Genomic DNA, 19,164 nt, shown 5'->3' with positions numbered 1-19,164 from the left:
ATGTCAACATATCTGGCGTTGACTTTTGGCACGCTGTTGAGTTCTCAAGGAACGGACGCTTCCATCAGGCGGCTTTCACACCGGCCCTCCGGGCGTTTCGTTCTTTCGTGTCTCCAGCTTATCAGATGTTTTCCGTGCCGTTCCCGGCGCTTCCTTCATCCAACTCGCTGATGTCTTCTGCGGCTTGACGCCCCGTCCGACGTTTCAAACTCTAGCCGATCCCCGCCCCGAAAAGCGAATCCGGCCGCAATCCCCATAAATGCACACGCCAAATAAACCCTGAGCCGGAACGCGTCGAAACAAATAACGACACGCCTCGGCCCGAACCGGGAAGAGGTGGTGTTTCAGAGGATTGGCCGCTCCGGGACCGTCCGCGCCGATGCGTGTCCGGTGCTCCCTGCCGAGCGACTAGAGAACACTACGCCCATTCGGAGGCGAAGGCAAACGGCCTACTCGGACGATGCGGGTGCAGTCCGCGCGGCCGGCCTTCACGTACTCGCCGTTGGGGTGGTCGTTGCCGGTGACCCAGTGCCGGGCGGCGGCCTCGTCGCGGCCGCCGGCGCGGTGGCGGTCCAGCAGGCGGGTCTCGCGGACGGCGTCGTCCGTCTCGACGTACCAGAGCTCGCGCAGCAGGCGGCGGGCCTCGGGCCAGGGGTGGTCGGCGGCGGCCAGGTAGTTGCCCTCGGTGACGACGAGGCGGGTGTGCGGGTGGACGACGTGCCGGGCTGCCACCGGTTCGTCGAGCTCGCGGTCGAAGTCGGGGGCGTAGATGTCCCGGAAGCGGTCGGTGGTGACCCGGTGGAGCAGGGCGATGTAGCCGTCGGCGTCGAAGGTGGCGGGTGCGCCCTTGCGGTGGCCGAGGCCGAGGCGGCCGAGCTGGGCGGCGGAGAGGTGGAAGCCGTCCAGGGGGAGGTAGGCGGCGCTGCCCGGGCCCTCGTGGCGTTCGACCTCGGCGACGAGGTACCGGGCCAGGGTGGACTTGCCGGCACCGGGCGGCCCGGCGAGTCCGAGGACGGTGCGGGCGTTGCTGCCGGGGCCGTGCAGCAGGCGGAGGGCGAGGGCCGTGAGGCTGTCCGCGTCGAGGTCGGCCACGGTGGGTGTCCCCGTGGAGGGGTCCGCGTTCATGGCCGCACCCTACTCAGCGTCCGGCGAGGGCGGGAAGGTCCAGGGTGAGGGTGCCGGCGTCCGCGTCGAGCAGGGCGGGGACGCCGAGCGGGACGGTCAGGGTGGAGGGACAGTGGCCGAAGCCCAGTTCCCAGACGACCGGTATGTCGAGCGGGCCGAGGCGGTCGAGCATGACGTCCCGGACCCGGTCGGGCGGGCCACAGCCCTCCCAGGATCCGAGGGCGATGCCGGTGACGCCGTCGAACGCGCCGGAGCGCAGCAGCTGGGTGAGGATCCGGTCGAGCTGGTAGGGGTGCTCGTTGACGTCCTCCAGGACCAGGATGCAGCCGGCGTAGGAGGGGCGGGCGGCGGGGGTGCCGCGTTCGGCGGCGAGGACGTGGGTGCAGCCGCCGGCGGTGACGCCGCGGGCCCGCCCGGGGACGAGGGCGGTGGCGGTGGCCGAGGTGAGGACCGTCGTGGCGGCGGGGTCGAAGAGGGTGCGGCGCAGGTGTTCGGCGGTGGGGCCGTCCTCGATGAAGGTGGCGGTGGCGCTCATCGGTCCGTAGAGGGTGGCGAGGCCGAGGCGCCGGGCGAAGGCCTCGTGCAGGGAGGTGACGTCGCTGAAGCCGATCAGGACCTTGGGCGGGACGGCGCGCAGGGCGTCCCAGTCGAGGAGGTCGACCATGCGGTGGACGCCGTAGCCGCCGCGGGCGCACATGACGGCGTCGACGGTGGGGTCGAGCCAGGCGGCCTGGAGGTCGGCGGCACGGTCGGCGTCGGTGCCGGCGAGGTGGCCGAGGACGGGGTGGGTGTCGAGGACGTGCGGGGCGACGGTGACGCCCAGGTCCCAGGAGCGCAGGAGGGCGGTGCCGGCGGCGAGTCGCCGGGGGTCGACGGGGCCGCTGGTGGCGACCACGGCGACGTGGTCCCCGGGGCGGAGGTGCGGCGGGCGGGTCAGTCCTCGGCCGGGGGTGGTCGGGTGGTGGTCCATGGCCGGGTTCCTTCCGGGCGCGGTCGCGGGTGCGACGTGGTCGCGGGTGGGGGGTGGGTCTCGGGGCCGGTGCGGGACCGGCCCCGAGAGGTTATGCCCCTGACGCGTTCACAGCGATCCCATGACCTCGCGCACTTCGGCGAGGGTGGTGTCGGCGATCGCGTTGGCGCGTTCGTTCCCGGCGCGCAGGACGTCGCGGAGGTGGCCGCGGTCGGCGGCGAGTTCGGCGCGGCGGGCGCGGATCGGGCGGAAGTGCTCGTTGACGGCCTCGGTGACCGTTCGCTTGAGCGCGGCCGCGCCGCCGTCGCCGATCTCCTCGGCGACCTCCTCGGGGGCGCGGTCCTGGCAGAGGGCGGCGAGCAGGACCAGGTTGGAGACCTCGGGGCGGGTCGCGGGGTCGTAGGTGATGCGGCGGTCGGTGTCGGTCTTCGCGCCCTTGAGGAGCCGCGCGGTGGTGTCCTCGTCGGCGCCGAGCGGGATGGAGTTGCCGCGGCTCTTGCTCATCTTGCCGCCGTCGGTGCCGAGCAGCAGCGGGGCGGCGTCGAGCAGGGCGCGGGGGCGGGGGAAGACGGTGCTGCCGTCGGGGTGCGGGTAGCGCTCGTTGAACCGGCGGGCGACCGTGCGGGTGACCTCCAGGTGGGGCAGCTGGTCCTTGCCGACGGGGACGAGGTCGGCCTTGCAGAAGAGGATGTCGGCGGCCTGGTGGACGGGGTAGGTGAGCATCAGTCCGTTGACGGCGGACTGGCTGGAGTGGGCGATCTCGTCCTTGACGGTGGGGTTGCGGTGGAGCTCGGCGACGCTGACCAGGCTGAGGAAGGGCAGCAGCAGCTGGTTGAGGGCGGGGACGGCGCTGTGGGTGAAGATCGTGGCGCGGTCGGCGTCGATGCCGGTGGCGAGGTAGTCCAGGACGAGGTTCTCGGTGTGCTCGGCGAGGCGGTCGGCGACGTCCCGGTCGGTGATGACCTGGTAGTCGGGGATGACCAGGAACATCTCGACGCCCAGGCGCTGGAGGCGGACGCGGTTGCGGAGGCTGCCGAAGTAGTGGCCGAGGTGGAGCGGGCCGGTGGGGCGGTCACCGGTGAGGACCCGGTGGGCGCCCGGGTCGCGGCGGACGGTCTCGTCCAGGGCGTCGAATCCGACGAGGTCGGCGGGCTCGGTGCGGTCGCCGGGCTCGGTGCGGTCGGCGACGGTGGTGGTGGTCACGGGGTTTCTCCTCGGTACGGCGGTGGTGGCGGCCGTCCGGGGCTCGGGGCCCGTCCCGTCGGAGAAACGCAGCAGGGCCGTCCATCCCGGACGGCCCTGGTCAGGCGTGGCTGGTGGCCGTCCTAGGACGGCCACCAGCTGAGACCTGCGAAGCGCTTCATGGGTTCGAGGATAGCGGGTGCCCGTGCGGGCCCGCTCGGCTCCCCGGTGCCGTCAGTCCTCGACGACGAGGGCGGGCGTGTCCTTGCGGAGCGTCTCGCCGCGGAAGAACGCGGGCCGGTAGACCCCGTACACGACCATGAGGACCGCGCCGAGCAGCAGGATGCCGACGCCGATGACGAACACCGAGCCGATGCCGAAGACGGCGCCGCTGCCGTACTCCGGGTCCCAGGCGTCGGTGAGGGTCTGCAGGAAGACGCCGCTGAGCAGGACGCCGCCGAGCAGCGGGGCGATGCCCTTGACGGCGAGGTCGCGCAGGCTGTCGCGCAGCGAGCGGCGGAAGTACCAGACGCAGGCGAAGGCGGTCAGCGCGTAGTAGAAGCAGATCATCAGGCCGAGCGCCAGGATGGTGTCCTGGACGACGTTCTCGCTGATCACGCTCATGCCGACGTAGAAGGCGGCGGTGGCGATGCCCGCGGCGACGGTGGCGAAGCCGGGGGTGCGGTGGCGCGGGTGGACGGTGCCGAAGCGCGGCGGCACGGCCCGGTAGGCGCTCATCGCGAGCAGGGTGCGGGCGACCGGGATGAAGGTGGTCTGCAGGCTGGCGGCGGCGCTGGCGACGACGGCCACGAAGAGCAGGATGCTCCACGGGGAGCCGAGCACCGGGCGGGCCAGGGCGGCGAAGACGTTGTCGGCGGTGTCGGGGTTGCCGAGGCCGGTGCCGGCGGTGCCGACGCCGGCGAACATCTGGGCGGCGATCGCGACCAGCAGGTAGGAGCCGACCAGGGTGACCATCGAGATCATCGCGGCGCGGCCCGGGGTCTTGGCACTGCCGCTGGTCTCCTCGTTCATGGTGAGGCAGGTGTCCCAGCCCCAGTACATGAAGATCGACAGGGACAGGCCGGCGGTGAACGCGCTGAACGAGCTCACTTCGAGCGGGTTGAGCCAGGAGGCGGAGAAGCCGATCGAGTCGGGCAGGTCGCCGGCGGCGGCCTTGGCGATGGCGATGCCGGAGAACAGCAGCAGGACGGCGAGCTGGAGGCCGACCAGGCTGTACTGGAACCACTTGGTGGCCGTCATGCCGCGGTAGCTCATCGCGGTGGCGGCGGCGATCAGCACGACGACGGTGGCCAGGTGCACGGCCTTGTTGTCGTTGAGGTCGCCGATGGCACTGCTGCCGGTCATCTCGCCGAGCATCAGGTACAGGAAGTCGGTGGCCACCCCGGCGAGGTTGGACAGCACGATGATCGTGGCGACCGTCAGGCCCCAGCCGGCCATCCAGCCGACGCGGGGGCCGAAGGCCTTGACCGTCCAGGTGAAGGACGTGCCGCAGTCCGGGAAGTCCTTGTTGAGCTCCTTGTACGCGAACGCGACGAGCAGCATCGGCAGGAAGCCGGCCAGGAAGACCGCGGGCATCTGGACGCCGACGGCGGTGACGGTCGGACCCAGCGTCGCGGTCAGGCAGTAGACCGGGGCGACCGTGGAGACGCCCAGGACCACGCTGCTCAGCAGGCCGACGGAGTTGCCCCGTAGGCCCTTGTCCCCCGCTGCCCCCGTCGCCCCCGCCGCCTCCGGCGCAGCGCCGGGGACTCCACCACTGGCGCCACTGACCGGGGCACCCTGCGGAGCGGCGGGCGCCGTTGCCCGGCCGCTGCTTCCGTGCTCTGAGAGCTGCTGATCAAACACCAGCGCACCCTAGGTGCGGGCGGCGAAGGTTGAGTAGTCCAACCGTGGGTGATCTGAGCCACTCCCTTCGATTTGCCTGAGCGTGATCAGCAGTTGCCCGACGATGCATGGGTTGTTAAGGCGTGTACCTTTATTTCTAAGGGTCGTTACCGAATTGATTTGCTGTGGTATGTCACAGTTTGGGATATTTCGGAGCTCGGCCGGACCCCCTCGGGCGATGCGACGGGAAGCCCGGCGGCGCCGTCGGATAGGTTTGCCTCACCTAACCCCGACGCACCGCCCGTGAAGGAGTGCCGCGTGTCCCCCACCCCCGGCCGTCCGACCGCCCGCCCCACCCGCCGCACGCTGCTCACCACGGCCCTCACCGGCGGAGCCGTGCTCGGCCTCGGCGGGCTGCTCACCGCCTGCGGCAGCTCGGGCGACTCCGGCAGCGGCGGTTCCGGCGGCGCGACCGCCAAGCCCTCCGGCGGTTCCACCCCGGACCAGAAGTCGGTTAAGCAGGGCGGCGACGACTACGCCGCCGTGATCGAGAAGATGAAGGCCTTCGGCACCGACGCCGCGCCCGGCGTCTACCCCCGGACGATCAAGCACGCGATGGGCGAGACCGTCATCCCCGCCAAGCCGGTCCGGGTCGTGGTCCTCGACACCGGCGAGCTCGACAACGTCGTCTCGCTCGGCATCCAGCCGGTCGGCGTCGTCCACACCGACGGCTCCAAGACCATGCCGTCCTACCTCAAGGACAAGGCCGGCGACCCCGCCAACGTCGGCACCATCAACAGCCTCAACCTGGAGGCCATCGCCGCGCTCAAGCCCGACCTGATCCTCGGCAGCCAGCTGCGCGCCCAGGACCAGTACGCGCAGCTCTCCAAGATCGCGCCGACCGTGTTCTCGCTGCGCCCCGGTTACCCGTGGAAGCAGAACTTCGTGCTCAACGCGAGCCCGTTCGGCCTGGAGGCGGAGGCCAAGGCCCAGCTCGACGCCTACCAGGCGGCGGCCGCGGCGATCGGCGCCAAGCTCGGCGACAAGCGGCCGACCATCACGCCGCTGCGCTTCATGCCCGGCAAGACCCGGCTCTACGCGGAGCTGTCCTTCATCGGCACCATCCTCACCGACACCCAGCTGCCGCAGCCCAAGATCATGCAGGTCAAGGAGCTCGCGGTGGAGATCAGCCCCGAGCAGATCGACAAGGCGGACGCCGACTGGGTGTTCTACGGCGTCTACGGCACCCCCAGCTCCACCAACCAGGACGCCGTGCTCGGCGGGGCGCTGTGGAAGACGCTCGGCGCGGTCAAGTCCGGGCAGGCCCGGCCGGTCCCGGACGAGACCTGGTTCCTCGGCCTCGGCGTGGCCGCGGCCAACGTCGTCCTGTCCGACCTGAAGGGCTTCGTGGCGCCCGGCGCCTGACCGGCGCTCCGGGGGGGGACGGCCGGGCCGGACCGATGGGGCGTCAGGACGTGGGGCGGGCCGGACGGATGGGACGAACGGGGCGGAAGGGTGGCATGCGGCACACGGGGCGGAAAGGCGCTTGGAGCAGATCGCCCGGTACGGGAGGATCGACGGCACCGAACCCCGAAGGGCCCGTGCCAATGACCACGCTCGACCAGACCGCCGCCGACCGGCCCGCGTCGGCCGCACCGTCCGCGCCGCCGGCGCCCCCGGTGTTCCCCGTGCCCCCGCTCCCGGACGGGTCCGCGGGGGACGCGGAGAGCAGGAGGGACGCGGGGGACGCGGGGGACGCGGGAGCCGCCGGCGGTGCCTCACCCGCCGGACCGGCGGGCGGCGCCTCCCTCTGCTCCATCGCGGCGGCGGGGGCCGACGGCCGGACGGCCGGCACCACCGGCGTCCTGACCGGCGGGTCCGTGCCACGGCCGCGCGGCAGTGCCGCCCGGCGGTCCGGCGGGGCGGAGACGTCGGGGGAGGGCGGTTCGGGCGGCGGGCCGGACGGCGGTACCGGGCCCGGTACCGGCCTCGGGGCCGGGCCGGAGCGTGCGGGGGGACGAGACGGCGGGGTCGAGGGCTTCGTGCGGCTCCAACAGCCGCCGCCCGCCCGGGACCGGAGCGTCCCCGTGCTGCGGGCGGCCCAGGAGGAACTGCGCACCGTCGTCACCCGGCGCCCGGCGCCGTCGCGCCGGCTGCGCCGGATGCACCCGCAGGCGGCCGGAGCCCCCCGGCCGTCCGCCGTGGACGCCGGCCCGGTGCCCCCGGCGGACGTGCCGTCCGTCCCGGGGCCGCGCACCGGCGGCGGCGACCGGAGCGCACCGGACGCGCGGGCGACGGGTGCCGAGGCACCGCTGGGCGTCCTGATCGGCGGTACCCCGCAGCTGCCGGAGGCCGCGGGAGGCCCCGGGCCGGCCGGACCGAACGGGCGTTGCGCGGAGCGGCCCGCCGTCCGGGCCACCGCCGAACTCGTCCGGCTCGGCCGGGGGACCTGTCTGGTGGTCCTGCCCGCCTGGCGGCCCGCGATCGCCGTGTCGGTGCCGACCGAGCACCTGCTGAACGCCACCGGCCTCGCCTACGAGCGGCTGGCCGGAGCGCGGCTCTCCGTCGTGATCAACCCCGACGCGCTGCACGACCGGGAACTGGAGCCGCGGGACTGGCGGGCCGGTGCGCCCGGGCGGCGCGGCGGTCGGCGGGCGGTCCAGGAACCGGCCGGGGCCGGGCGGTCGGGGACGGGCGGTCAGGAGCGGGCGGGCCGGACGTTCGGGATGTAGCCGAGGTCGACGGGCTCGGGTGCGCGGCCGTCGCCGAGCCAGCCCGGTCGGACGGCGGCCAGCAGTTCGGGCAGCCGGGGCGGCCAGAGGGCGTCCGCGTTCGTGTCGGCGAGGTCCTCCGGGGTCCACCAGCGCCAGTCGAGGATCTTGTCGGCGGCGTGCATCGCGCTGACGTCGCCGACCGGGCCCCGGTGCGGGCCGCTGGTGAGGTAGATGTGCTCATGCTGGCGGACAGGGGTGCCGTGCCAGGTGAAGTCGTGCTCCCAGGTGCAGAGCAGCGGACCGGGTTCGAGGTCGGACCAGCCGGTCTCCTCCCAGAGCTCGCGACGCGCCCCCGTCCACGGCGTCTCGCCGGGCTCGATGCCACCGCCCGGCATGGTCCAGTGCACGCCGACCTCGCTGTTGTCCGAGCGCAGGAGGAAGACGGAGCCCGACTCGTCCAGGACGACCGTGCGGGCCGCCTGCCGCGGGGTCCTTCGCGCGTTGCGCCACAGGTTTCGCATCGGGTCACTCTCGCAGCGGGCGGCTCCGGCCGTCGAGCGGAGTCCGGCGGGCGGATTCGGCGGGCGGATTCGGCGGGCGGCATTCCGGTGGGCGGATTCCGCGGGCGGCCCGGGCGCGGGCGGCGGGCCCGGTGGAACCGGCTGTCCGACGGATTGCCGGACCGACGCGTCCGAGCGGGTCGAGGCCTGTGACGTCGGGGTTTTGACGGCCCGCCGGTCCGCCGGTGGCCTTACCCTGACGCCCATGCCCGCTCCCGCCTTCCTCCTCCCCTCCCACCCGCTGGACCCGCGCCGGGTCGACCCGCAGTTCGCCTGGGAGGCCAGGCTACTGCGCGACCTGGGCGGCGAGCACCACCTGGTCGACCACGACGCGCTGCTCGCCGGGGACGCCCACCCGGCCGTCCGCGGCGTGCCGGCGGGGCGCGGGCCGTTCTGGTACCGGGGGTGGATGCTCCCCTCCCACCGCTACGCGGAGTTCGCCGCCGCCCTGGCGGAGCGCGGCGGGCACCTGCTGACCAGCCCGCCCGGGTACGCCTCGGCGCACGAACTTCCGGGCTGGTACGAGGTGTTCGAGGGGGCCACGCCGCAGAGCGTCTGGCTGCCGGCGGCGGGGACCGAGCCCTTCGGGGCGGCCCGGCTGGCCCCGGCCGTCGCCCGGCTCGGCGGGCGGGGGCCGGCGATCGTCAAGGACTACGTGAAGTCCCGCAAGCACGAGTGGGACGAGGCCTGCTTCATCCCCGAGCTGGCGGATCTGCCCGCCGTCGAACGGGTGGTCGCGCGGTTCGTGGAACTGCAGGCCGAACACCTGGCGGGAGGTGTGGTGCTGCGGCGGTTCGAGGAGTTCACCCGGGTGGGGTGGGACACCCGCACCGCCCCGCCCGGCAACGGCTCCGACGATGCCCCCGGCGGGGGGCCCGACACGGACCGGGCCGCCGGCCGGGGCGCGTCCCGGCACGCGGCCGACGGGCGGCGGCGGGCGGTGGAGGCCCGGGTGTGGTGGCTGGACGGCGAGCCGGTGCTGGTCGGGCCGCACCCGGACCTGCCCGGCTGCCCCGCCGCTCCCGACCTGTCCGTGGTCCGGCCGCTGGTGCGCGCGCTGGGCTGCCGGTTCGTCACCACCGACCTCGCCGAGCGGGCCGACGGCTCGGGCTGGCGGGTGGTCGAGGTCGGGGACGGGCAGGTGAGCGAGCTGCCCCGGGGAATCGATCCCTCGGGGCTGCTGATCGCCCTGCTCGCGGCGTGATGCGGGGCGGTGTGGTGCGGGGCGGTGTGGTGCGGGGCGGCGGCGTGATGCGGGGCGGCGTGGTGCGGGGCAGCGTGATGCGGAGGGCCGCGGACCGGACGGCGTGACCGGGGCGGCGGGACCGCTTCGGGTTCCCGCCGCCGTTCGGTGCGGCTATCCGACGATCACGTCCGCGGCCGGGGCGGGCGCGGCCTCGCTCCCGCCGTGGCCCTCCGCCACGAACGCCTGCCAGAGCCGGGTGTAGACCCCGCCCCGGGCGAGCAGTTCGGTGTGCGTGCCGTCCTCGACCACCCGGCCGTGGTCCAGCACCACGACCCGGTCGGCGCGCTCGGCGGTGGTCAGCCGGTGGGCGATGACCAACGTGGTGCGCCCGCCGCTCAGCCGGTCCGCGGCGTGGTTGACCGCCGCCTCGGTGGCCAGGTCGAGCGCCGCGGTGGCCTCGTCCAGCAGCAGGACGTCCGGATCGACCAGCTCCGCCCGGGCCAGCGCGATCAGCTGGCGCTGGCCCGCCGACAGGTTCCGTCCCCGGCCCGTGACCTCGTGGTCGTAGCCGCCGGACAGCCGGACGATCATGTCGTGTGCGCCGACCGCCCGGGCCGCCGCCTCCACCTCGGCCGCCGAGGCACCGGGCCTGCCGTAGGCGATCGCCTCGCGGACCGTTCCGGCGAACAGGTAGGCCTCCTGCGGCACCACGCCGAGCCGGTGACGGTACTGCGCGAGGTCGTAGCGGGTCAGGTCCACGCCGTCGACCCGCACGGTGCCGGCCGTCGCGTCGTAGAACCGGGCGACCAGCTTGACCAGGGTCGACTTCCCGGCACCCGTCTCGCCGACCAGCGCCACCGTCTGCCCGGCGGGGATCCGCAGGCTGATGTCGGTGAGGACGTCCGGGGCGCCGTCCGCGCCGCCGTTGTAGGCGAAGCCGACCCGGTCGAACTCGATCTCGCCGCGCAGTCCGGCCGGGACGGGCACCGGGTCGGCGGCCTGCGCGGTGCTGGTCGGGGTGCGCAGCAGCTCGCGGATCCGGCCCAGGCCCACGGCCGCCTGCTGGTAGCCGTCGAACACCTGGGAGAGCTGGTTGACCGGTGCGAAGAACAGGTCGATGTAGAGCAGGTAGGCCACCAGCGCGCCGACGGTGAGCGTCCCGGCGTCCACCCGCGACGCGCCGACGATCAGCACCAGGGCGGCGGCCACGCTGGAGAGGAACTGCACGAACGGGAAGTACAACGAGATGTAGAGCTGCGCCCGGACGCGGGCGTCCCGGTAGGCGATGCCGCGGGCGACGAAGCGGTCCGTGTTGGTGTCCAGCCGGCGGAACGCCTGGACGATCCGCATGCCGGCCACGTTCTCCTGGAGGTCGGCGTTGACCGTGCTGATGAGGTCCCGGGAGATCTCGTACTGGGTCTTGGACTTCCGGCGGAACACCAGGGTCGCCACCACCAGCAGCGGCAGCACCGCGAAGACCGCGAGGGCGAGTCCGGCGTCGATGACCAGCAGGGCCGCCAGGATGCCGAGGAAGGTCAGCAGGCTGACCACGGCCGTGACCACGCCGGTCTGGAGGAACGAGGTGAGCGAGTCCAGGTCGGTGGTCATCCGGGTCATGATCCGGCCGGACAGCTCGCGCTCGTAGTAGTCGAGGCCGAGCCGGTTGAGGTGGGCGAAGATCTTGAGCCGGAGCGTGTAGAGCACCCGTTCGCCGGTGCGGCCGCTGACCCGGTTCTCGGCGCTCTGCACCAGCCAGTCCAGCAGGACGACCGCCAGGGCGGCGAGCGAGGCGACGGTGACGCCGGTCATGACGCCCTTGCTGACGCCGTCGTCGATGCCGTGCCGGATCAGGATCGGCAGGACCAGGGCGGCGCCCGCGTCCAGGGCGACCAGCAGCAGGGCGAGGGCGAGCGGTGCGCGGAAGGGGCGCAGCAGGCGGCGGAGGCTGAAGTCGGGGTCGCCGCGCTCGGCGTCGGCGCGGGGGACCGCCGGGGTGTCGGTGGCCGGCGGGAGGGCGGCGACCTGGGTGAGCAGGCCGGGGGCGGCGGTGCGGGCCGCCTTGGCCAGGGCCGGGGTGGGCATCGCGGGGGGTGCGGGCGGCGCGGGGGTGGCGGCGGGGTCGGGGGCCGTCTCCGGCGTGGTCGCCGTGGTGGTCGTCGTCGGGCTCACCGGGTGCTTCGGGTCCGCGAGGTCGGCCGGGTGGGCCGGGTCGGCGGGCTTCTGCGCGGCGGGGGTGCGGCCGGCCTCGGGGTCGGTGATCAGGGCCCGGTACTGGGGACATCGGGCCTCCAGTTCCTCGTGCGTGCCGAGGTCCAGCAGCCGGCCGCGGTCGAGGACGGCGATCCGGTCGGCCAGCTGGAGGGTGGAGCGGCGGTGGGCGATCAGCAGCGTGGTGCGGCCGGCCATGACCGAGCGCAGCGCGTCGTGGATCTCCGCCTCGATCTGCGGGTCGACCGCGGAGGTGGCGTCGTCGAGGAGCAGGACGCGGGGGTCGGTGAGGATCGCCCGGGCCAGGGCGATGCGCTGGCGCTGGCCGCCGGAGAGGGTGAGGCCCTGCTCGCCGACCTTGGTCTCGTAGCCGTCGGGCAGCGCCCGGACGAACTCGTCGGCCTGGGCGGCGCGGGCGGCGGCGACGACCTGCTCGTCGGTGGCGTCCGGGCGCCCGTAGGCGATGTTGGTGCGGACCGTCTCGGAGAAGAGGAAGCTCTCCTCGGGCACGATGCCGACGGCGGCCCGGACCGAGTCGAGGGTCAGGTCGCGCAGGTCGTGGCCGTAGAGGCGGACGGCGCCGGAGGCCGGGTCGTAGAACCGGGGCACCAGCTGCGCGACGGTGGACTTCCCCGAGCCGGACGCGCCGACCAGGGCCAGGGTCTCACCGGGGGCGAGGCGGAGGCTGAGGCCGTGCAGGACGGGCGCCGGGTGCTCGGGGTCGTAGCGGAAGCCGACCTGGTCGAACTCCAGCGCCACCTCGGTGGTGAGCGGGCCGGCCACGCGCGGGCCCGGCGCCGGCGCGGCCGCGGACGGGGTTCCGGCGGCGTCGGCCTCGCGGGCGGCGTGGGGGGTCCCCTCCCCGGCGCGGTCGGGGGCGGGCGGGAGGGCGAGGTCGAGGGTGACGGCGTCCGGGCGCTCCCGGACCAGCGGGCGTTCGTCGATCAGCTGGAGCACGCGCTCGACCCCGGCCCGGGCCTGCTGGCCGACCGTGATGACCATGGTCAGCATCCGGACCGGGCCGGTCATCTGCGCCACGTAGGTGGAGAAGGCGACGAAGGTGCCGAGCGAGACCCGGCCGTCGACCGCGAGCCAGCCGCCGAAGGCCAGCACCGCCACCTGGGCGAGTGCGGGGATCGCCTGCATGGCGGGGTTGTAGCGGCTGTTGAGCCGGATCGAGCGGAGCCGGGCCGCGTAGAGGTGGCCCGAGGCCGCCTCCAGCTTGTCGAGCTCCTGGGCCTCCTGGCCGAAGCCCTTGACCACCCGCACGCCGCCGATCGCCTCGTCGACCACGCCCGCGACGGCCGCGGCCTCCTGCTGGGCGGCCCAGGTGGCGGGGAAGAGCCGCTTGCGGCTGAGCGAGGAGACCCACCACAGTGCCGGGGCCATGACCAGGGCGACCAGGGTGAGCGGCGGCGAGAGCCAGATCATCACGCCGAGCGACACGGCGAACATGATCAGGTAGCCGGTCATCATGGGCAGCATCGAGAGCAGCCCGTTGACCAGCTGGAGGTCGGAGGTCGCGCGGCCGACGACCTGGCCGGTGTCCAGGCGGTCCTGGCGGTGGCCGTCGAGCCTGCCGAGCGAACGGAAGAGGTCGGCGCGCAGGTCGTGCTGGACGTCGACGGCGAGCCGGCCGCCGTAGTAGCGGCGGACCTGGGTGCAGCCGAAGACGACGGCGGCCGCGAGCAGCAGGACCACGGCCCACGGGGCGAGCGGGCGGGTGTGCGCGGTGATGACGTCGTCGATGATCACCTTGGTGACCAGGGGCACCAGGGCGGTGACGGCCATGCCGAGGAGCGAGGCGCCGAAGGCCAGCAGCACGCTGCGCCGGGAGCGCCAGCAGTAGCCGAGCAGCCGCCGGAGCCAGCCCCGGCCGTGGCCGGCGTCGTCCTCGCCGCCGGTGGCGGGTCCGGTTCCGGAGCCGGGGCCGGGGCCGGTACTGGTTCCGGTGCCGTCGCCGGCGGTGGTCGTGGGGTCCGGGGCCGCGTCCGGTCGGACGTGCCCGTCCCCGGGGCCGCCCGGGGTGCTGGCTCGGGTGCCGGCTCGGGTGCCGCTCGGCGAAAGCTCCACCGTAGATCCGTGAGTCTCAGGCATATTTAGGGATGCTAACCATTCCGTCGGGTGGCCGCCATGGAGTTTCAGGCCAGGGCGAGCCGGGGATCCCGGCCCGACGGAGGGGGCAACAGCCCGCAACCTGCGGTGATTCCCGGCGGACCGGACCGGCGCGCCCGCTACCAGGGTCGCCGACCGGCCCGGGGCGGGCCACCGCCCACCGGCGCAGGGCGCCGACCGCCCTTGGTCCTAGGCCGCCGGCCCGAGCGTACGGGGCCCGGCGGGGTGGGGCGGGGCGGACCGGCCGGGGCACCGGCGCACACCGGCGGGCGGGCCGTCCCCCGGACGGCGCAACGCGGCCCGACGGGATCCGCGCTCAGGCGCGGGCGGCCCCGGCGGCGGCCCGCTCGGCGTCGGCGGCCGTGGCGTCGGCGGCCGCAGCGTCGGCGGCCGCCGAGAAGGCCCCGTGCGTGAGGTTGTGCAGCAGCGCGGCCATCGCGTCACGCGCGAGCCCGGCCCGTTCGTCGCCCTGGGCGGGGTTCGGCCCGTGGCTGTGCGGGGTGGAGTTGATCAGCCCGAAGACGGCGTGCACGGCCGCCCGGGCGACCGGCTCGGCGGACGCGGCCGCAAGCGGCGGATAGGCCTGGCGGACCACGTCGACCCAGAGCTCGACGTAGGCGCGCTGGAGGCGGCGGACCGTCCGGCGGTCCTCCTCGCGGAGGTTGAGCAGTTCCCGGTCGTGCAGGGTGATCAGGTCGCGGTCGTCCAGCGCGAAGTCGACGTGGCCGCCGATCAGCGCGTCCAGCGCGGCGGCCGGCCCCTCGTTGCCGCCCGCCCGGCGGCGGCCCTCCTCCAGCAGCCGCTCGCTGATGCCGATCAGGAGGTCGGCGAGCATGGCGTCCTTGCCGGCGAAGTGCCGGTAGAGCCCCGGGCCGCTGATCCCCACGGCCTTGCCGATCTCGTCCACGCCGACGCCCAGGAAGCCCCGGGCCGCGAACAACCGGGCGGCCTCCTTGCGGATCTGGTCGCGGCGCGGGAGCCCGGAGGCGGGTGGGACGTTCGGCATGCGGCCCATCGTAGACAGTGGGGTTATCGGTCGTTAACCTGGGCGACGGAAGTTAACGTTCATTAACGTGTGGGGGTCGCGGGCTCACCAGCCCCGCCGGCCCACCTGCCGCCGAGGGCAAGGGAGCTCTTGGGATGGTCATCTCCACCGCCGGCGCACCCACCGGCATCAATGGCAGCGCGGCGGCCGGCACCCCGGGCGCCGCCGCCCCGGCGCCCCGGCTCGGCACGGCCGTCGACCCCGGTTCCGAGGCGTACCGGACGAACACCGCCGCGCACCGGGCGCTGGTCGCGGAACTGCGCGAGAAGCTCGGCTCGGCCGCGCTCGGCGGCGGCGCCAAGGCCCGCGCCCGCCACACCGCGCGCGGCAAGCTGCTCCCCCGTGACCGGGTGGACACCCTGCTCGACCCAGCCTCCCCCTTCCTCGAACTGGCCCCGCTGGCGGCCGACGGGATGTACGACGGCGCCGCCCCGGCGGCCGGGGTGATCGCCGGCATCGGGCGGGTCGCCGGGCGCGAGGTGGTCGTGGTCGCCAACGACGCCACCGTCAAGGGCGGCACCTACTACCCGATGACGGTCAAGAAGCACCTGCGCGCCCAGGAGGTCGCGCTGGAGAACCGGCTCCCCTGCGTCTACCTGGTCGACTCCGGCGGCGCCTTCCTCCCGATGCAGGACGAGGTCTTCCCGGACCGCGACCACTTCGGCCGGATCTTCTACAACCAGGCCCGCCTCTCGGCCGCGGGCATCCCGCAGATCGCCGCCGTGCTCGGCTCCTGCACGGCCGGCGGCGCCTACGTCCCGGCGATGAGCGACCAGGCCGTCATCGTCCGCAACCAGGGCACCATCTTCCTCGGCGGTCCGCCGCTGGTGAAGGCGGCGACCGGCGAGGTGGTGACGGCCGAGGAGCTCGGCGGCGGCGACCTGCACGCGCGGACCTCCGGCGTCACGGACCACCTGGCCGAGGACGACGCCCACGCCCTGTCCATCGTCCGCACCATCGTCTCCGGGCTGGGCCCGCGCGCGGCCCGCCCGTGGCCGCTCACCGCGGCCGAGCAGCCCGCCGTCGACCCGGCCGGTCTGTACGGGGCCGTCCCGGTCGACCCGCGCACGCCCTACGACGTGCGCGAGGTGATCGCCCGGCTGGTCGACGGCAGCCGGTTCGCCGAGTTCAAGGCCGAGTACGGCGCGACCCTGGTGACCGGCTTCGCCCGGATCCAGGGCCACCCGGTCGGCATCGTCGCCAACAACGGCGTGCTGTTCGCCGAGTCCGCCCTCAAGGGCGCCCACTTCATCGAGCTGTGCGACCAGCGGGGCATCCCCCTCCTCTTCCTGCAGAACATCACCGGGTTCATGGTGGGCCGGCAGTACGAGGCGGGCGGCATCGCCAAGCACGGCGCCAAGATGGTCAACGCCGTCGCCTGCACCCGCGTCCCGAAGCTGACGGTGGTGATCGGCGGCTCGTACGGAGCCGGCAACTACTCGATGTGCGGCCGGGCCTACTCACCCCGCTTCCTGTGGATGTGGCCGAACGCCAAGATCTCCGTGATGGGCGGCGAGCAGGCCGCGTCGGTACTGGCGACCGTCCGCCGCGACCAGCTGGAGGCGCACGGCGAGCAGTGGCCCACCGAGGCGGAGGAGGAGTTCAAGCGCCCCGTGCGCGAGCAGTACGAGCGCCAGGGCAACGCGTACTACGCCACCGCCCGGCTCTGGGACGACGGTGTGATCGACCCGATGGACACCCGGACCGTGCTCGGCCTGGCGCTCACCGCCTGCGCCAACGCCCCGCTCCCGGCGCCCGCCCCGTTCGGCGTCTTCCGGATGTAGCGCTCCCTCCTGCGGGCGGCGGCCCACCCGCCCCGCCGCCTCCCCGGTGCCCGGCACGCGCCCGGTACCACCACCTCCTTCGTACGGCTCCCCTCGACCCGGAGGAACGCCTCCCATGTTCGACACAGTTCTGGTCGCCAACCGCGGCGAGATCGCCGTCCGGGTGATCCGCACCCTGCGGCGGCTCGGCGTGCGCTCGGTCGCCGTGTTCAGCGACGCCGACGCCGACGCGCCGCACGTCCGCGAGGCCGACGTCGCGGTCCGGCTCGGCCCGGACGGCCGCAGCGACAGCTCCGCCGCCGAGACCTACCTGCGGACCGACCAGATCCTCGCCGCCGCCCGCCGCACCGGCGCCCAGGCCGTCCACCCCGGCTACGGCTTCCTCGCCGAGAACGCCGTCTTCGCCCGCGCCTGCGCCGACGCCGGCCTCGTCTTCATCGGACCTCCTCCCGCCGCGGTCGAGCTGATGGGTGACAAGATCAACGCCAAGGAGGCCGTGCGGGCCGCCGGCGTACCGGTGGTCCCGGGCAGCCGGGCCACCGCGCCCACCGACGAGGAACTCGTCGCGGCCGCCGAGGAGATCGGCTACCCCGTGCTGCTCAAGCCGTCCGCCGGCGGCGGCGGCAAGGGCATGCGGCTGGTCCGCGACCCGGCCGAACTTCCGGCCGAGATCGCTGCGGCCCGGCGCGTCGCCCGCACCGCCTTCGGGGACGACACCCTGCTGCTGGAGCGCTGGATCGACCGGCCGCGCCACATCGAGGTCCAGGTGCTGGCCGACGCCCACGGCACCACCGTCCACCTCGGCGAGCGCGAGTGCAGTCTGCAGCGCCGCCACCAGAAGCTGATCGAAGAGGCTCCCTCCGTCCTGCTCAATGCCGAGACCCGTGCGGCGATGGGCGCCGCGGCCGTCCGCGCCGCCGAGTCCTGTGGCTACACCGGTGCCGGCACCGTGGAGTTCATCGTCCCCGGCATCGGCCCGGACTCCCCCGCCGCCGGCGAGGGCGTGCGGGACTTCTTCTTCATGGAGATGAACACCCGTCTCCAGGTGGAACACCCCGTCACCGAACTCGCCGTCGCGGTGGCCGACTCCGCATCCGCCAACCGGGCAGCCGACGACCGGAGCCCCGCCGCCGGCCGGCCCCGGCGGCTGGACCTGGTCGAGTGGCAGCTGCGGGTCGCCGCCGGTGAATCCCTCCCCTTCGCCCAGTCCGACATCTCCTTCCAGGGCCACGCCATCGAGGCCCGGATCTGCGCCGAGGACCCGGAACGGGACTTCCTGCCCACCGGCGGACGCATCCTGCTCCTCGACGAACCACGGGGCGAAGGCATCCGGGTGGACTCCGGGGTCGCCCCCGGGACCGTGATCACCAGCTCCTACGACCCCATGCTCGCCAAGGTCATCGCCTACGGACCCGACCGGCCGACCGCGCTGCGGCGCCTGCGCGCCGCGCTGGCCGACACCCGGATCCTCGGCGTCACCACCAACACCGGCTTTCTGCGCCGGCTCCTCGCCCACCCCGACGTCGCCGCCGGCCGGCTCGACACCGGCCTGGTCGAGCAGACGGCCCAGCAGCAGCCAGGGCTGCTCGCCTCGCCGTACTCCCCGGCCGCCGGAACCGCACCGGACGACGTGTCCCCCGGCTCCCTGCCGCCGGAGGCGCCGGCACCCGCCCACCTCCTCTACTACGCGGCCGCGCTCGCGCGGCACCTGGACCTCGCCCCGGCCGCCGACGCCGACGGCTGGACCGACCCGTTCTCCCTTCCCTCCGGCTGGCGCCTGGGCGGCGACCCGGCCTGGACCACCCACCGACTCCGCGCCCCCGGCCAGGACCCGGTGGCGGTGAGCGTCCGGTCGATCACTGCGGGCAACGTAACGGACGCCGCTGACAATCCGTCCGACGGCGCCCTGGAGGTCGAGCTCCGGCTCGACGCCGGACCGGTCCACCGGGCCCGGGCCGGCCGCTCCGGCGACCGCCTCCACCTGACCGTCGACGGCCTGCGGACGAGCTTCGCCCTCGCCGCCGGCGACCCCGCCGCACCCGCCGCCGGCCCGGTGACCTGGCTCGGCATCGACGGCGACGCCTGGCCGGTGCACACCCACGACGCGGTCGGCGAGAGCACGGCCACCGGCGCCGCCCACCACGGCGCGCTGACCGCGCCGATGCCGGGCACCGTCACGGTCGTGAAGACCACGGCCGGGGAGCCGGTCCGCAAGGGCCAGCCCCTGCTCGTCCTGGAGGCCATGAAGATGGAACACGTGATCGCCGCCCCGCACGACGGCACGGTGAGCGAGCTGCGGGCCACCGCCGGCGCCACCGTCGCGATGGAGGAGCTGCTGGTCGTGGTGACCCCCGCCGAAGCCCCGGCGGACGCTCCCGCCGAGACCCCCGCGCAGGTGCGGTCGTGACCGCCCCCGCGCCGGGGGGCGCC

Annotated in this window: 13 protein-coding genes; 6 read left to right on the top strand and 7 right to left on the bottom strand. The window is 74.4% G+C overall.

The features are described 5' to 3' along the window. Nucleotides 1-188, top strand: a 188-nt coding sequence (locus ACFVVL_RS18405; protein ID WP_387676322.1) for a hypothetical protein, incomplete at its 5' end; no start/stop codon positions are given. Between the two features lie 220 nt (nucleotides 189-408). On the opposite strand, the gene ACFVVL_RS18400 is transcribed toward ACFVVL_RS18405, so the two are convergent. From ACFVVL_RS18400 to ACFVVL_RS18385, 4 genes are all read right to left on the bottom strand, one after another. Next, nucleotides 409-1,125 carry a nucleoside/nucleotide kinase family protein gene (locus ACFVVL_RS18400; protein WP_380295111.1) on the bottom strand — a complete coding sequence of 239 codons (717 nt, stop codon included), beginning with the start codon at nucleotides 1,123-1,125 and terminating at the stop codon, nucleotides 409-411. A gap of 13 nt (nucleotides 1,126-1,138) precedes the next feature. Further along, nucleotides 1,139-2,095 carry an LD-carboxypeptidase gene (locus tag ACFVVL_RS18395; protein WP_387676318.1) on the bottom strand — a complete coding sequence of 319 codons (957 nt, stop codon included), beginning with the start codon at nucleotides 2,093-2,095 and terminating at the stop codon, nucleotides 1,139-1,141. Nucleotides 2,096-2,203: 108 nt separating this feature from the next. Continuing rightward, nucleotides 2,204-3,220: a tryptophan--tRNA ligase gene (trpS, locus tag ACFVVL_RS18390; RefSeq protein WP_387676352.1), complete on the bottom strand. Its 1,017-nt coding sequence runs from the start codon at nucleotides 3,218-3,220 to the stop codon at nucleotides 2,204-2,206. A gap of 291 nt (nucleotides 3,221-3,511) precedes the next feature. Beyond that, a complete protein-coding gene (locus ACFVVL_RS18385; protein WP_380295115.1) occupies nucleotides 3,512-5,143 on the bottom strand; it encodes an APC family permease in 1,632 nt (543 codons plus the stop codon). A 297-nt stretch (nucleotides 5,144-5,440) separates the two neighbouring features. On the opposite strand from ACFVVL_RS18385, the gene ACFVVL_RS18380 reads away from it, so the two are divergent. Beyond that, on the top strand, nucleotides 5,441-6,547 hold the full coding sequence (locus ACFVVL_RS18380; protein ID WP_380295116.1) for an ABC transporter substrate-binding protein: 1,107 nt from the start codon (nucleotides 5,441-5,443) through the stop codon (nucleotides 6,545-6,547). Nucleotides 6,548-6,729: 182 nt separating this feature from the next. Continuing rightward, nucleotides 6,730-7,854: a hypothetical protein gene (locus ACFVVL_RS18375; RefSeq protein ID WP_387676313.1), complete on the top strand. Its 1,125-nt coding sequence runs from the start codon at nucleotides 6,730-6,732 to the stop codon at nucleotides 7,852-7,854. Here ACFVVL_RS18375 and ACFVVL_RS18370 read toward each other — a convergent pair. After that, nucleotides 7,821-8,357, bottom strand: coding sequence for an NUDIX hydrolase (locus ACFVVL_RS18370; protein ID WP_387676310.1), 537 nt, complete (start codon nucleotides 8,355-8,357; stop codon nucleotides 7,821-7,823). The genes ACFVVL_RS18375 and ACFVVL_RS18370 overlap by 34 nt on opposite strands. 244 nt (nucleotides 8,358-8,601) lie before the next feature. Here ACFVVL_RS18370 and ACFVVL_RS18365 point away from each other — a divergent pair, with 244 nt between their 5' ends. Next, nucleotides 8,602-9,600 carry an ATP-grasp domain-containing protein gene (locus ACFVVL_RS18365; protein WP_387676307.1) on the top strand — a complete coding sequence of 333 codons (999 nt, stop codon included), beginning with the start codon at nucleotides 8,602-8,604 and terminating at the stop codon, nucleotides 9,598-9,600. 153 nt (nucleotides 9,601-9,753) lie between these two features. Here the strand turns inward: ACFVVL_RS18365 and ACFVVL_RS18360 are convergent, their stop codons facing one another. Both ACFVVL_RS18360 and ACFVVL_RS18355 read right to left on the bottom strand, forming a co-directional pair. Then, nucleotides 9,754-13,887 carry an ABC transporter ATP-binding protein gene (locus tag ACFVVL_RS18360; RefSeq protein WP_387676304.1) on the bottom strand — a complete coding sequence of 1,378 codons (4,134 nt, stop codon included), beginning with the start codon at nucleotides 13,885-13,887 and terminating at the stop codon, nucleotides 9,754-9,756. A 334-nt stretch (nucleotides 13,888-14,221) separates the two neighbouring features. Further along, nucleotides 14,222-14,911 (bottom strand): TetR/AcrR family transcriptional regulator, encoded by a 690-nt coding sequence (locus tag ACFVVL_RS18355; protein ID WP_387676301.1) that lies wholly within the window; start codon nucleotides 14,909-14,911, stop codon nucleotides 14,222-14,224. Between the two features lie 134 nt (nucleotides 14,912-15,045). Here ACFVVL_RS18355 and ACFVVL_RS18350 point away from each other — a divergent pair, with 134 nt between their 5' ends. Together ACFVVL_RS18350 and ACFVVL_RS18345 are read left to right on the top strand one after the other, a co-directional pair. After that, nucleotides 15,046-16,734, top strand: coding sequence for a carboxyl transferase domain-containing protein (locus ACFVVL_RS18350; protein WP_387676298.1), 1,689 nt, complete (start codon nucleotides 15,046-15,048; stop codon nucleotides 16,732-16,734). 115 nt (nucleotides 16,735-16,849) lie between these two features. Then, on the top strand, nucleotides 16,850-19,141 hold the full coding sequence (locus tag ACFVVL_RS18345) for an acetyl/propionyl/methylcrotonyl-CoA carboxylase subunit alpha (RefSeq protein ID WP_387676295.1): 2,292 nt from the start codon (nucleotides 16,850-16,852) through the stop codon (nucleotides 19,139-19,141). The last annotated feature ends 23 nt before the right edge of the window (nucleotides 19,142-19,164 follow it).

The sequence above is a fragment of the Kitasatospora sp. NPDC058115 genome (genome assembly GCF_042884635.1).
Lineage (GTDB): Bacteria > Actinomycetota > Actinomycetes > Streptomycetales > Streptomycetaceae > Kitasatospora.
Note: the sequence above shows the minus strand (reverse complement) of the source record. Positions and strands in the feature narration are given on the sequence as shown.